The organism is Sinomonas atrocyanea, from assembly GCF_030811715.1.
Taxonomy (GTDB): domain Bacteria; phylum Actinomycetota; class Actinomycetes; order Actinomycetales; family Micrococcaceae; genus Sinomonas; species Sinomonas atrocyanea_A.
The window spans coordinates 72,110-86,002 of record NZ_JAUSRH010000008.1 but is presented as its reverse complement, the minus strand read 5'-3'; the positions used below and the strand labels follow the sequence as shown (position 1 = coordinate 86,002).

Sequence of the window (13,893 nt, the reverse complement as noted above, 5' to 3'; positions counted from 1 at the left end):
CGTGGCCCCGTCCCTGACGCGCCGCCTCATCGCCCTGGGGTCCGCCGACCCCGAGCGTGCCGAGCGCTTCCTCGCCGCCCGGGAGCTCGAGGGGATCGACCCCGCCGCGGTGCTGGAGGGACTGGCGCTGGCCGCGGACCCGGATGCCGCCCTCGTCGCCCTCGTCCGCCTGATCGAGCGACGGCCGGACGTGCGCCGCCTTGTGGAGGAGGGCCCGGCGCGCAGCGAGCCGATGTTCCGCCTGCTCGGTGCCTCCGAGGCGCTCGGCGAGTTCCTCATCCGGCGCCCCGAGCACCTCGACGTGCTCGAGCGCCCGCTGTCCGCGGAGCCCTCGGGCGCCGACCCCGCGGAGCTGCGCGCGGCCCTGCTGGCGGCCGTCGGAGCGGACCCGCGCTCCGCCCGCCCCGTGGCCGGGGCCACGGGGCCGGGAGCCTACGAGGCCCTGCGGGTCGCCTACCGGCGCCACCTGTGTGAGCTCGCGCTGCGGGACCTCGGCTCGGCGTCCCCGACCGACTTCATGCCCACCGCCGCGGCGGAGCTCTCCGACCTCGCCGGCGCCGCGCTCGAGGCAGGCCTCGCGGTGGCGCGGGCCGAGGCCGAGGCGAGCTTCGGGCGCGAGGACGTCGCCGCCGTCGCGCTCGCGGTGATCGGGATGGGCAAGTGCGGGGCGCGCGAGCTCAACTACATCTCCGACGTCGACGTCATCTACGTCATCGAGGCCGACGGTGAAGGGCCCGACGGCGCAGGGCCCGGCGGGGCGCCGGACAGCGCCCGCGCGGCCACGATCGGCACCGCGCTGGCCACGGGCATGGTCAAGGCCGTCTGGTCTTCCGGCCGCGAGCCGGCGCTGTGGCAGGTCGACGCGAACCTGCGGCCCGAGGGCCGCGACGGCCCGCTCGTGCGCACCCTCGACTCGCATCTGGCCTACTACGCCCGGTGGGCGGAGAGCTGGGAGTTCCAGGCCCTCCTCAAGGCACGGCACATCGCGGGGGACGCCGGCCTCGGTGCCCGCTACGAGGCGGCCGTGGCCCCGCTCGTGTGGTCCTCCGCGGAGCGTGACGGGTTCGTCGAGTCCGTCCAGGCGATGCGCCGCCGCGTGACGGAGAACATCCCGGCGGCCGAGGCCGAGCGGCAGATCAAGCTCGGCGCGGGCGGCCTGCGCGACGTCGAGTTCACCGTCCAGCTGCTCCAGCTCGTCCACGGGCGCACGGACGAGTCCCTGAGGGTGCGCGACACCACCTCGGCCATCGCGGCGCTCGCCGCGGGCGGCTACATCGGCCGCAGCGCCGCGACCGAGTTCGATTCCTCCTACCGCTATCTCCGCCTGCTCGAGCACCGCCTGCAGCTGGCCAAGCTCCGCCGCACGCACCTCATGCCCGTCTCCGAGGACGCCCTGCGCGCGCTCGCGCGCTCCACCCAGGGCGTTCTCGACCTCGGTCGCGCCTCCCCGGAGCAGCTCCTGGAGACGTGGCACCGCACCAAGCGCAGCGTCCGCGAACTCCACGAGCGGATCTTCTACCGCCCGCTGCTGAACACCGTGGCGCACATGAGCGCCGAGGAGGCACGCCTGACGCCGGAGGCGGCCCAGGCCCGCCTGGCAGCGCTCGGCTACCGGGACCCGCAGGGGGCCATGCGGCACATCGAGGCGCTCACGGCAGGCGTGAGCCGCCGGGCCGCCCTCCAGCGGCAGCTGCTGCCCGTCCTGCTGGGATGGATCGCCGAGGGCGTGGACCCCGACGGCGGGCTGCTGGCTTTCCGCCGTGTCAGTGAAGCCCTGGGCACCACCCACTGGTACCTGGGCCTCCTGCGCGACTCGGCGGCGGCGGCGGAGCGGCTCTCCCATGTGCTGGCCGATTCCCGGCTCATCGCCGACCTGCTCGAGGTCTCGCCCGAGTCCGTCAAGTGGCTGGGAGACGACTCGGACCTCGAGCCGCTTCCGCTCGAGGCGCAGTGGCAGGAGATCCAGTCCAAGCTCTCCCGGCACGCCGAGCCCCCCGCAGCCATGCGGCTCGTGCGGCTCATCCGGCGCCGCGAGATCCTGCGCGTGGCCCTCGCGGACCGCGCCGGGATCCTCGACACCGAGGCCGTGGGCCATGCCCTCTCCGACGCGGACCAGGCCGCGGTGCTCGGCGCGCTCCGGGTCGCCGAGGGGGCGGCGGAGGCGGCCGACGGCGGGCTGCTCACCCGGGTGCTCGTCGTCGCCATGGGGCGCCAGGGCGGCCGCGAGATCGGCTACGGCTCCGACGCCGACGTCATGTTCGTCCACCGGCCCGTCCCCGGCGCGGACCCCGATGCGGCGCAGCGCCAGGCCCTGGCGATCGTCGGGACCCTTTCCGCCCTCCTGACCCAGCCGCTCAAGCCGCCGGTCCTCGCCGAGCGCACGCTTGCGCTTGACGCCGACCTCCGGCCGGAGGGCAAGAACGGCCCCCTCGTGCGCTCGCTCGACTCGTTCGCCGAGTACTACCGCCGGTGGGCGCTCGTGTGGGAGGCCCAGGCGCTCCTGCGGGCGCGGCCGCTCGCGGGCGACGACGCCCTGGCTACCGACTTCATGGACCTCGTGGACTCCGTGCGCTACCCCGAGGAGCTCTCGGCCGCCGACGTCCGCGAGATCAGGCGCATCAAGGCCCGCGTCGAGGCCGAGAGGCTCCCCCGGGGCGCCGATCCGTCCCGGCACGTCAAGCTCGGCCGCGGCGGACTCAGCGACGTCGAGTGGCTCGTGCAGCTGCTCCAGCTCCAGCACGCGCGCCGCCATCCCCAGCTGCGCACCACGGGAACGATGGAGGCGCTCACGGCGGCCTCGGACCTCGGTCTCGTCCCGCCGGGGGAGGCGGCGCTCCTCGCGGAGGCGTGGCGCCTGGCCAGCCGGATCCGCAGCGCGAACGTCGCCTGGAGCGGCCGCGCCTCGGACCTGCTGCCCAGCTCGCGGCGAGACCTCGAAGCGGTGGCCCGGTGGTGCGGGTATCCGCCCGGGCAGGCCACCGCCCTCGAGCAGCACTACCTCAACGTCACCCGCCGGGCCCGGCAGGTGTTCGAGCGCCGGTTCTACGCCCCCGAACACTGAGGGCCGCCGCCCGCGCGCACCCGGCACGGAGAAAGGAAGAGACGATGCACACCCTGGTCGATATCGCCGCCGCCGCAGCCGAGGAGCTCGAGCGGGCCAGAACGAGCCCGCACGGGCGCAGCGCACGCGCCCTGCTCCACGACGGCACGCTGCGCCACACGCTCCTGGCCATCCTGGACGGGCAGGTCCTCGGCGACCATGCCAAGCCCGCCGCGGCCACGCTCCACGTCCTGTCCGGGACATTCGTGGTGCGCTCCGGCGACGCTGAGCTGCGCCTGAGCCCCGGCGAGCTCGCCGTCCTGCCCGGCCCGCGGCACGACGTGACCGCCGAGGGCGACGCCACCGGGCTCCTCACCACGGTCGCAGGCTGACGCGCGCCGCCGCACAGACGGCGGGACGCACGACGGCGCCCCCCGCCTCCCGCCGGCTGGCAGCGGGAGGCGAGGGGCGCCGTCGTGCGCGGTGGAACCCGCGGAAGGGGATCAGACCCCGAAGTAGAGCTCGAACTCGTACGGGTTCGGGCGCAGCGAGAGCGGCATGATCTCCTTCTCGCGCTTGTACGCGACCCAGGTGTCGATGAGGTCCTGGGTGAAGACCCCGCCGGCCTGGAGGAACTCGTTGTCCGCCTCGAGGGCCTCGAGGGCCTCCTCGAGCGAGCCCGGGGCCTTGGGGATGTCGCGGGCCTCCTCGACAGGGAGCTCGTAGAGGTCCTTGTCGATCGGGGCCGGCGGCTCGATCCGGTTGCGGATGCCGTCGATGCCCGCCATGAGCTGGGCCGCGAACGCGAGGTACGGGTTGGACGAGGGGTCCGGCGCGCGGAACTCGATGCGCTTGGCCTTCGGGTTCGAGCCCGTGATCGGGATGCGGATGCCGGCGGAACGGTTGCCCTGCGAGTACACCATGTTCACCGGGGCCTCGAAGCCCTTCACGAGGCGCTTGTAGGAGTTCACCGTCGGGTTCGTGAACGCGAGGACCGCGGAGGCGTGCTTGAGCAGGCCGCCGATGTACCAGCGGGCGAGGTCCGAGAGGTTGGCGTAGCCCTTCTCGTCGTAGAAGAGCGGCTCGCTGCCGTTCCACAGCGACTGGTGGCAGTGCATGCCCGAGCCGTTGTCGCCGAAGATGGGCTTCGGCATGAACGTGACGGCCTTGCCCCACTCGAGCGCGGTGTTCTTGATGATGTACTTGAACTTCTGCAGGTCGTCGGCCGCGCGGACGAGGGTGTTGAAGCGGTAGTTGATCTCCGCCTGGCCGGCAGCGCCGACCTCGTGGTGCGAGCGCTCGACCTCGAGGCCGGCGGCGTCGAGGGCGAGGCACATGGCGTCGCGCAGGTCGGCCTGGTGGTCGACCGGGGCCACCGGGAAGTAGCCGCTCTTGAACGGCGTCTTGTTCCCGAGGTTGCCGCCCTCCTCCTCGCGGCCCGAGTTCCACGGGGCCTCGATGGAGTCGACCTTGTAGAACGAGCCCTGCGGGGAGGACTCGAACTGGACGTTGTCGAAGACGAAGAACTCGGCCTCGGGCGCGAAGAAGGCGGTGTCGGCGATGCCCGTCGAGGCGAGGTAGGCCTCGGCGCGCTCGGCCACGCCGCGCGGGTCGCGGTGGTAGGGCTCGCCCGTGCGCGGGTTGACGATGGAGAAGTTCAGGGCGAGGGTCTTCTCGACGCGGAACGGGTCCACGAACGCGGTCGTCACATCCGGGATGAGCTGCATGTCCGACTCGGCGATGCCCTGGAAGCCGCGGATCGAGGAGCCGTCGAAGAGCTGGCCGTGCTCGAAGAAGTCGGCGTCGACCGTCTTGGCCGGGATGTTGAAGTGCTGCTGGACGCCGGGCAGGTCGGTGAAGCGGATATCGACGAACTTGACGTCTTCGTCCTTGATGAATGCGAGGACTTCGTCCGCAGACTTGAACATCTGTACTCCTTTGGCAGGGTGGGGGCAGTCGGGCCGGCGCGGACCGGCGCGCGCAGCAACTGCGCGTCCGCCGTGCGCCTCGTACGCAACTGGCACCCACAGTACGAACGGGGGATTTCCCGTCCGTGTCGGTATTGTTTCGGCGAGGTTACAGGGCCTTGTCCCGTGTAAACGCTAGCCGCAGCGGCGGCGCCGGGCCAGACCCCGCGCCGCCCCGGCCGTCAATGGGGCGTCCCCGCACCGGCCTAGAATGGACGGGTGATCGACCGCAGAGACCTCGGATCCTGGATCAGCGGGCCGCAGCTCGCCGAAGGCGACTTCCCCGGACGCCGCCTCGGAATGCCCCGCACCGGGCCCGGATCCGTGGGCCGCACCGGCCGCCGGGTGCTCGGACTGTGCATCGACTGGGCCGCGTCGTACGCGATCGCCGCGGCCTTCCTCGGCGGAAGCCAGCTCACCATCCTCGCCGTGTTCGCCGTGGAGCAGGTGCTCCTGGTCGGCCTGGTCGGCCACGGGCTCGGCCACCGCCTCGCGGGCCTGACGGTCCGCCGGCTCGACGGGAGCCCCGTGGGCATCCCGCGCGCGGCCCTGCGCACCCTCCTGCTGTGCCTGGTGATCCCGGCCGTGGTCTTCGACCCAGACCAGCGCGGCGTGCACGACAAGGCGGCCGGGACCGTCGTCGTCCGCCTCTGAACGCCCCGCGGCGCCTCCCGGCAGGGACAGGGGCCCAGGGAATACGGCGAAGGCCCCGGCAGCACTGCCGGGGCCTTCGCCGTATTCCGTTGCGGCTCAGCGGCCGCGCATCGCGCGCCGGTCAGGGCGCATGCGGGTGGGATCGATGCCCTTGGGGATGGGCAGGCGCGTGCCGAGCGAGGCGATGCGCTTGCTCACGGCCGCCACCTCGGTCTTGGTCAGCTGCGGCTTGAGCTTGTTCATCTTCGCCGCCACGTTGCGCAGCGGGGTCTGGCCCTCGTCGCGCCCGGTCTCGATGACGTGTACCGGCACGTTCGGCAGGATGCGCGCCAGCCGCTTGCGCTCGCCCTCGACGAGCTGGCGGACACGGACGCTCGGTCCCTCGGAGACGAGGACGATGCCGGGACGCCCGATGGCCCGGAACACCACATCCTGGGTGCGGGGGTTCACGGCGACGGGCTGCTCCTCGACGATCCAGCCGCGGCGGAGGGAGTTCAGTGCCGCGCCCGCGGCGCCGGGCTGGCCCTCGATCTGGGCGTAGGCGGCGCGCTCGGCCCGGCGGCTGAGGATGAACACGGCGCCGAGGACGCCGAGGAGGATGCCGATGATGAGCCCGGTGATCCAGTTGTCGAGCAGGAGGCCGATGAGCAGGCTCACGGCCGTCACCCCGAGGAACACGAGCAGCATGAGCCACACGGCATTCGGGTCGGCCTTCCGGGTCATCTGGAAGACCTGGAGGAACTGCTGGAAGCCGTTGGGCTTCTTCGCCTTCTTCGGAGCTCCTCCTTGGGGAGACTTGTCCGAGGGCGTGCTGGAGGTGTCGGTGCGCTTCGCCATAGTGACTCAATTCTAAGTCACCGCGCGCCGACATCACCGCCCCGCGGAGCGGCGCGCGGGGTCGGGGACGCAGAGGGGCGCCCACTGCCTCCAGTGGGCGCCCCGGGATGCTGCGCGGATCAGCCCTGCCGGGCTGCGATGAGCGTCGCGGCCTCCTGCCGGGTGGTGCCGGAGGACTCGATGTGGGCCAGGGCGGGCGGGATCTCGCGGCCCTTCTTGCGCATGGCGGTGGCCCAGAGGCGGCCGGCGCGATAGGAGGAGCGCACGAGCGGCCCGCTCATGACGCCGAGGAAGCCGATCTCCTCGGCCTCCTGGGACAGCTCGACGAATTCCTCGGGCTTGACCCAGCGCTCCACAGGGTGGTGGCGCTCGGACGGCCGCAGGTACTGGGTGATGGTGATCAGGTCGCAGCCGGCCTCGTGCAGGTCGGCCAGGGCCTGGGAGACCTCCTCGCGGGTCTCGCCCATGCCCAGGATCAGGTTGGACTTGGTGACCATGCCCTGGTTGCGGCCCTGGGTGATCACGTCGAGGGAGCGCTCGTAGCGGAAGGCCGGTCGGATGGCCTTGAACAGGCGCGGGACGGTCTCGACGTTGTGCGCGAACACCTCGGGCTGCGCCTCGCAGATCGCGGTGATGTGCTCGGGCTTGCCGGAGAAGTCCGGGATGAGGATCTCCACCCCGGTGCCGGGGTTCAGCTCGTGGATCTTGCGGATCGTCTCGGCGTAGAGCCAGGTGCCCTCGTCCTCGAGGTCGTCGCGTGCGACCCCGGTCACGGTGGCATAGCGCAGGCCCATGGACTGGACGGAGCGGGCGACCTTGGTCGGCTCGAACCGGTCCAGCGGGGAGGGCCTGCCGGTGTCGATCTGGCAGAAGTCGCAGCGGCGGGTGCACTCGGAGCCGCCGATGAGGAAGGTGGCCTCCTTGTCCTCCCAGCACTCGAAGATGTTCGGGCAGCCGGCCTCCTCGCAGACGGTGTGGAGGCCCTCCTTCTTCACCTGGTTCTTCAGCTGGACGAACTCGGGGCCCATCTGGACCTTGGCCTTGATCCAGTCGGGCTTGCGCTCGACCGGCACGGCCGCGTTGCGCTGCTCGATGCGCAGCATGCGCCGGCCCTCGGGGGCGATCGTCATGCCAGGGCTCCTTCCGTTGTCGCGGCGTCGACGGCGACGAACTCGCCGGCACGGCGGGAGAGCTCCTCGGTGATCCGGTCGACGATGTCCAGCGGGCCGACCTCGCGGCCGCACTCGGCCGAGATCGTGGTCGTGCCCGCGTCCGTGATGCCGCACGCGATGATCTGCTCGTACGGGTCGAGGCTGTTGCTGCAGTTGATCGCGAAGCCGTGGCCGGTCACGCCGTCATGCACGCTGATGCCGATGGCGGCGATCTTCCGGTCGCCGCCGCGCTCGTCCGCGCGGACCCACACACCCGAGCGCCCGTCGACGTGCTCGGCCTTGATGCCGTACTCCGAGATCACGGTGATCATCACGTCCTCGAGCAGTTCCACGTAGGCACGGATGCCGCGCGGTTCCGCGAGCCTGACGATCGGATAGCCCACAAGCTGGCCGGGGCCGTGCCACGTGAGCTTGCCGCCGCGGTCGACCGGCACGACGGGGGTTCCGTCGAGCGGCCGCTCGTGGTCCTCGGTGCGCTTCCCGGCCGTGTAGACCGGGGCGTGCTCGAGGAGGAGGACGGTGCTGGGGGCGGTACCCGCCGCCACGTCCTCGTGGAGCTTGCGCTGGGCGGCCAGTCCGTCGGTGTAGTCGACGTAGTCCGGCGCGAACCCCAGCCGGGTGAACGCAAGAGTCATGGAGTCCAGCTTAGCCCGCGGGGCGGCCCCGCCGATGGGCACTGTGACGAGGCTCGCACCTGCCGGCGCCTGTGGATAACTTCCGAGGCCCCGCCGCGATCTGCGGTAGACATGAGGCCATGGACGCACCCAGCTCCTCCGGGGCGGACCCCCAGTCCGCCGACCACGTCGTGCCAGAGCCGGCGACCGCCGAGCAGCCGCCGGCCCTGCCGGGCTACGATGCCGTGCGCCCGGTCGGCCGTGGGGCGGCCGGCACCGTCTGGCTCGTGCGCGAAGCCGACACCGGGCGCCTGTTCGCGGCGAAGATCCTCACCCCCACGCAGGCAGACCGCCTGCGCCCCGACGAGGTCCTCTCCCGGGCGCAGAAGGAGGCGAGGATCTCCCGGGCCCGGCCCCATGACCACGTCCTGGGGATCCACCGCGCGCTCCCCGCCGCGGACGGCGCGGTCGCGCTGCTGAGCGAGTACGCCCCAGGCGGCTCGCTGGGCCACCTCGTGCGGGTCCGCGGTCGCCTGCCGGTGGGGGAGTGCGTCACCGTCGTGGTGCCGCTCGCCCGGGCGCTGGCAGCGCTCCACGCCGACGGGACCGCGCACGGCGACGTCTCGCCCGGGAATGTCCTCTTCACGGCCGACGGCCGGCCGATGCTGGGAGACTTCGGGCTCGGGCGGATGGTCGGCGACGCCGGCCCGCGCCCGGCGGGCACCCCGGGGTTTGCCGACCCGTCCGTCGCCGAGGCCGCGGCGGCCGGGGCGGCCGACGGCGGTGAGCCGGCGGGTGGGCGCGGGCTGCGGCCCGCGGCGCTCGCCGCCGCGTCCGACGTCTTCGCCCTCGGGGCACTCGCCTGGTATGCCCTCACGGGCGAGCCGCCCGTGAGGACGGACCAGCGGCCGCCCCTGTCCCTCATGGTCGGCGGCGTCCCGGCCGAGCTGGCTGCCGCGATCGAGGCCGCGCTGCGGGACGATCCGCGCCAGCGCCCCTCGGCCGAGGAACTCGCCCGCTCGGTCATGCGCAGTGCGCGGGCGGAGCCCGTCGACCTCTCTCCCGCGGTCGACGCCGCCGTCCTCCCGGAGCTGCTCACCCGCCGCCAGGGGCCCCCGGCCCGTCGCCGCCCGGTCCTGCGCCTTCCTGGCTGCCGCGATTCCCGGGGCCGGCCCTCGCGCCCGCGTGCGCCCCGCTCCCGGGGCACCCATGCCGCCGCGGCCTCCCGCCTGGCCGGCCCGCGCCCGATGCGCCGCCCACGGGAGAGGGGGCGGCGCCCGGGCCGAGTGGTGGCCCTCTGGCTTGCCGCGGGGCTCGTCGCGGCGGCCGCCGCGGCGGGGTGGTGGAGCGGCGGCCATCCGACCCTGGACCGTAGCCCGGCGGCGGCGGACGCGTCCGAGGGCCGGCCCGCGGTCCAGGAGCCGGCCGCCGCAGGGCAGGGGTGGGACTCGCTGCCCGAGCAGCTCCGCCGCGGCGCCGCTGCCGAGGACCCGGTGCAGGCCGTGCAGGCCCTGTCCGAGATCCGGGCCAGGGCCATCGCGGGGCGCGACCGCGGCATGCTCTCCGCCGTCAACGCCCCCGGCTCCGAGGCGGCATCCGCGGACGGGGAGCTCCTCGACCGGCTCCTCGCCGACGGCCAGCGGCTCGAGGGCTTCAGCGCCCGCGTCCTCGCCGCGTCCCTGGACCCCGGCGGCGGGGACCCGGCCAGGGGCTCCTGGAGCGCCGTCGTGCGGGCCCACGTGGTCACGACCGGCTACACCGTGAAGGACCAGAACGGGGCGACGGTCGGGGAGAGGCCCACGGGCCGCGACGAGGTGCTGAAGGTCCTCGTGCAGCGGGACGGCCAGCGGTGGAAGGTCGCGCGGATCGGCCCCGCGTGATGCGGTGTGCGTCACACTCCTCTCCGCGGGTGTGGCCGGCCCGGGAGGGGCCGCGGCCGGTGAATATGATCGGAGGATGACTGGCTCCAGCTACTTCCGCTATCCCCACGTGCACGGGGACCTCGTGGCGTTCGTCGCCGAGGACGACGTCTGGCTCGCCCCTGTCGCCGGAGGGCGCGCGTGGCGCCTCTCCTCGCTCGGGCTGCCGGCACGCAATCCGCGCTTCGCCCCTGACGGCAGCAAGGTCGTGTGGACCGTCGTGCAGGGCAGCGCCCCCGAGGTCGTCTCGGCCGAGGTCGACGGCGGCGGCTTCCGACAGCTGAGCTGGTTCGGCCACGCCACCACGAGGGTCAGGGGCTTCGAGCCCGGCGGCCGGGTCATCGTCACGAGCGCGCACAACCAGCCCGACTCCCGCCACACCCACGCCTACACGATGCCGCTCGACGGCGGCTGGCTCGAGGAACTCCCCTACGGGCCCGTCGACTCGGTCGCGTTCGGCCCGCGAGTCGGCGACGACCGCCCCGTCGTCGTCGGAAGCGTCCTGACGCGCGAGCCCGCCCACTGGAAGCGGTACCGCGGCGGTGCCACCGGAAAGCTCTGGATCGATCCCGACGGCGGCGGGGAGTTCCGCCGACTCCTCGCCGACCTCGACGGCAACCTCGCGGACCCCCTGTGGGTGGGGGAGCGCATCGCGTTCGTCTCCGACCACGAGGGCGTGGGCAACCTGTACTCGGTCGACCGGGCCGGGGCGGACCTGCGCCGGCACACCGACTCCGACCGCTTCTACATCCGCCACGCGAGCACCGACGGCCGCAGGGTCGTCTTCGACAGCGCCGGCGAGCTGTGGATCCTCGACTCGCTCGACGCGGAGCCGCGCCGGCTCGAGATCGCCCTCGCCTCGGCCTCGACCTCCCGCCGGAGCCGGCCACTCGCCGTCGGACGCCACCTCGGGGAGGTGGTGCCGGCCCCCGACGGCCGTGCCAGCGTGGTCGAATCCCACGGCACCGTCCACTGGCTCACGCACCGCGACGGCCCCTCGCATGTCGTCGAGGCCACCCCCGGGGTGCGCGCCCGGCTCGCACGCCCGCTGGGCTCCGGCGCCGTCGTGTTCGTCGCCGACCACGAGGGCGAGGAGGGACTGTTCGTGCGCCGCCTCGGCGGACTGGGCACCGCGGCCGCTCCCGCCGAGGGCGGGGCCGCGCTCCTCGAGGACGCCGGAAGCGGCGACGACCGGGCGGCCGCCCCCGCCTCCGACGGGCTGCCGCGGCCGGTCTCCGCGCTCGCCGGTGGCCCGGACGGGGCAGGCGCCGGCGGCGCGGCCGCGACGGGGGCCTCGCGTTCCTCCGCGGGAGTCCGGATGCCGCGTTCCTATGCCGTTCCGGCCCGGGGCACGGCGGCGGGCGCGGAGGAGGACGGGGACTCCCTGCCGCGGCTGGTCCGCATCCCGCTGCCCTCGGGGCACCGGCCGGTAGAACTGGTGCCCAGCCCCGATGCGAAGTTCATCGCCGTCGGCACGGCGTTCGGCGATGTCCACCTCGTCGATGTCGCAGCAGGCACGGCGACGACGCTCAGCAGCGTGGGGGAGGGCATGGTCGAGCAGCTGGCGTGGAGCCCCGACTCGCGGTGGCTGGCCTGGATCGAGCCCGTGACCGCCTTCGGCTCGCGGTCGAAGGTCCGCCTCGCCGAGCGTGCCACGGCCCGCGTGGCGGACGTCACCGACGGCCGCTTCCAGGATGCGTCGCCGACGTTCACGCCGGACGGGAAGTACCTCGCGTTCCTCTCCGGGCGCAGCTTCGACCCCGTCTACGACGGCCATTCGTTCGACCTGTCCTTCCCGAGCCCCATCAAGCCGTACATCGTCCCGCTCTCGGCGGCCACGGCCAGCCCCTTCGGTCCCCGCGTGGCGGACTTCACGGACGACCCTGCCGGGGACGCGCACGACGGCGCCCCCTCGCCGTCGTCCGAGGACTCGCCCTCGGCGGCCGACGACGTGCGCGTCGACCTCGACGGCATCCGCCACCGCGTCACCGCGCTGCCCGTGCGCCAGGGCAACTACTCGCACCTCGCGGCCGCGCGGGACTCGCTGCTGTGGCTCTCCCACGACCTCGCGGGGGCCACCGGCGAGGGCAAGGCCAAACCGGAGGACAAGGATGCGCCGCCGACGCTGCAGCGCTTCGACCTCGTCACGGGGAACGAGACCACCCTCGTGGGCGCGCTGGAGTCGTACCGGCTCAGCGGCGACGGCTCGAGGATCGTCTACGTGCGCGACCGGACCGTCCACAGTGTGCCGAGCGACAAGCCGGCCGAGGACGGGCACGCCGAGCACGTCACCGTGGACCTCGAGCGCATCCGGGTGCGTCTCGACCCCGGCGCGGTCTGGTCTCAGGCGTTCGAGGAGGCGTGGCGGCTCCAGCGCGACTTCTTCTGGACTGAGGACATGGCCGGAGCTGACTGGGACGAGGTCCGGGACCGCTACCGGCCGATCGTGGACAGGCTCGGGTCGCACGATGACCTCGTCGACCTCATCTGGGAGCTCCACGGCGAGCTGGGCACGTCCCACGCCTATGTGACGCCGCCTGCGGTCAGTGAGCCCGGCGCCGGGGGCCAGGGCAGGCTCGGGGCGGAGTTCGACTTCGACGGCGGCTGGGTGGTCCGCCGCGTGCTCGCCAACGAGTCCTCTGACCCGCTGGCCGCCTCCCCGCTCGCAGCGCCCGGCGCGGGTGTGCGCCCCGGAGACCGGCTGCTCGAGGTCGACGGCGTCCGGCTCGGACCCGGCTTCGGCCCGGCGACCGCCCTGGCCGGCGCGGCCGGAAAGGTCGTCGAGCTGACGATGCTCAACGGCGCGGCCCATGGCGAGGCCTCGGGCCGGACCCGGCGGATCGCCGTCGTGCCCCTCCGCGACGAGGAGCGGCTGCGCTACCAGGACTGGGTGCAGGCGAACCGCAGGCTCGTCCGCGAGGCGTCCGAGGGCCGCTTCGGGTACCTCCACGTGCCGGACATGGGGGCGCGGGGCTGGGCCCAGCTCCATCGCGACCTCGACACCGAGACGGCGCTGGACGCGCTCGTGGTCGACGTGCGCCGCAACCGCGGCGGCCACACCTCCCAGCTCGTGGCCGAGCTGATCGGCCGGCGTGTCACCGGCTGGAGCGTCCCCCGCGGGGAGCAGCCCCGCACGTACCCGCGGCACGCGCCGCGGGGGCCGGTGGTGATCCTCGCGGACGAGTTCGCGGGCTCCGACGGCGACATCATCACGGCCGTGGGGAAGCTGCGCGGCATCGGCCCGGTGGTCGGGACGAGGACCTGGGGCGGTGTGATCGGCATCGACAACCGGTTCAAGCTCGCGGACGGGACCGCGGTGAGCCAGCCGCGCTACGCGACCTGGTTCGAGGGCGGCATCGGGTGGGGCGTCGAGAACTTCGGCGTGGAGCCGGACATCGAGGTCGCCTACCCGCCGCACGCGTACGCGGCCGGAATCGACCCCCAGCTCGAGCATGGCATCGGCGTGCTCAAGGAGATGCTCGTCGAGATCCCCACGCAGCGTCCCCCGGCGCGCGAAGGCTACCGCTCGGTGCGGCCGGCGCCGCTGCCCCCGCGCCCGCAGGACCGCGAGGCGGCGGCGTCGGTGCCAGCCTTCGAGGGCTGAGTGCGGGCAGCGCCACGGCGCACGAAGGGCCCCTCCCCGTGTCGGGGAGGGGCCCTTCGCTGTCCGGGGCGCGGGGCACTCCGCGC

General features: G+C 73.7%; 9 protein-coding genes. 5 read left to right on the top strand and 4 right to left on the bottom strand.

Going from position 1 to position 13,893, the window contains the following annotated elements:
* Position 1: 1 nt before the first annotated feature.
* Together J2W21_RS13265 and J2W21_RS13260 are read left to right on the top strand one after the other, a co-directional pair.
* Positions 2–3,061, top strand: a complete 3,060-nt coding sequence (locus J2W21_RS13265) for a bifunctional [glutamine synthetase] adenylyltransferase/[glutamine synthetase]-adenylyl-L-tyrosine phosphorylase (RefSeq protein ID WP_307114980.1) — start codon at positions 2–4, stop codon at positions 3,059–3,061.
* Positions 3,062–3,105: 44 nt separating this feature from the next.
* Positions 3,106–3,432 carry a cupin gene (locus J2W21_RS13260; RefSeq protein ID WP_307114979.1) on the top strand — a complete coding sequence of 109 codons (327 nt, stop codon included), beginning with the start codon at positions 3,106–3,108 and terminating at the stop codon, positions 3,430–3,432.
* Positions 3,433–3,543: 111 nt separating this feature from the next.
* Here the strand turns inward: J2W21_RS13260 and glnA are convergent, their stop codons facing one another.
* A complete protein-coding gene (glnA, locus tag J2W21_RS13255) occupies positions 3,544–4,968 on the bottom strand; it encodes a type I glutamate--ammonia ligase (protein ID WP_307114978.1) in 1,425 nt (474 codons plus the stop codon).
* Between the two features lie 258 nt (positions 4,969–5,226).
* Here glnA and J2W21_RS13250 point away from each other — a divergent pair, with 258 nt between their 5' ends.
* A complete protein-coding gene (locus tag J2W21_RS13250) occupies positions 5,227–5,661 on the top strand; it encodes an RDD family protein (protein WP_307114977.1) in 435 nt (144 codons plus the stop codon).
* A gap of 96 nt (positions 5,662–5,757) precedes the next feature.
* Here the strand turns inward: J2W21_RS13250 and J2W21_RS13245 are convergent, their stop codons facing one another.
* From J2W21_RS13245 to lipB, 3 genes are all read right to left on the bottom strand, one after another.
* Positions 5,758–6,498 carry a DUF4191 domain-containing protein gene (locus J2W21_RS13245; RefSeq protein WP_307114976.1) on the bottom strand — a complete coding sequence of 247 codons (741 nt, stop codon included), beginning with the start codon at positions 6,496–6,498 and terminating at the stop codon, positions 5,758–5,760.
* Between the two features lie 119 nt (positions 6,499–6,617).
* On the bottom strand, positions 6,618–7,628 hold the full coding sequence (gene lipA, locus J2W21_RS13240) for a lipoyl synthase (RefSeq protein ID WP_307114975.1): 1,011 nt from the start codon (positions 7,626–7,628) through the stop codon (positions 6,618–6,620).
* Entirely contained in the window at positions 7,625–8,305 is a 681-nt protein-coding gene (gene lipB, locus J2W21_RS13235) for a lipoyl(octanoyl) transferase LipB (protein WP_307114974.1), read from the bottom strand. Before lipB ends, lipA begins: the two co-directional genes overlap by 4 nt.
* A gap of 119 nt (positions 8,306–8,424) precedes the next feature.
* Here lipB and J2W21_RS13230 point away from each other — a divergent pair, with 119 nt between their 5' ends.
* Both J2W21_RS13230 and J2W21_RS13225 read left to right on the top strand, forming a co-directional pair.
* Complete coding sequence (locus J2W21_RS13230; protein ID WP_307114973.1) at positions 8,425–10,164, top strand: protein kinase domain-containing protein; 1,740 nt, start codon at positions 8,425–8,427, stop codon at positions 10,162–10,164.
* A 76-nt stretch (positions 10,165–10,240) separates the two neighbouring features.
* Positions 10,241–13,807, top strand: a complete 3,567-nt coding sequence (locus J2W21_RS13225; RefSeq protein WP_307114972.1) for a S41 family peptidase — start codon at positions 10,241–10,243, stop codon at positions 13,805–13,807.
* Positions 13,808–13,893 lie beyond the last annotated feature (86 nt).

Excerpts from the sequence above, each read along its gene's own strand:
- J2W21_RS13260 (WP_307114979.1), top strand. The coding sequence starts at position 3,106 with ATGCACACCCTGGTCGATATCGCCGCCGCCGCAGCCGAGGAGCTCGAG.
- J2W21_RS13225 (WP_307114972.1), top strand. The coding sequence starts at position 10,241 with ATGACTGGCTCCAGCTACTTCCGCTATCCCCACGTGCACGGGGACCTC.
- J2W21_RS13230 (WP_307114973.1), top strand. The coding sequence starts at position 8,425 with ATGGACGCACCCAGCTCCTCCGGGGCGGACCCCCAGTCCGCCGACCAC.
- glnA (WP_307114978.1), bottom strand. The coding sequence starts at position 4,968 with ATGTTCAAGTCTGCGGACGAAGTCCTCGCATTCATCAAGGACGAAGAC.
- lipB (WP_307114974.1), bottom strand. The coding sequence starts at position 8,305 with ATGACTCTTGCGTTCACCCGGCTGGGGTTCGCGCCGGACTACGTCGAC.
- lipA (WP_307114975.1), bottom strand. The coding sequence starts at position 7,628 with ATGACGATCGCCCCCGAGGGCCGGCGCATGCTGCGCATCGAGCAGCGC.
- J2W21_RS13245 (WP_307114976.1), bottom strand. The coding sequence starts at position 6,498 with ATGGCGAAGCGCACCGACACCTCCAGCACGCCCTCGGACAAGTCTCCC.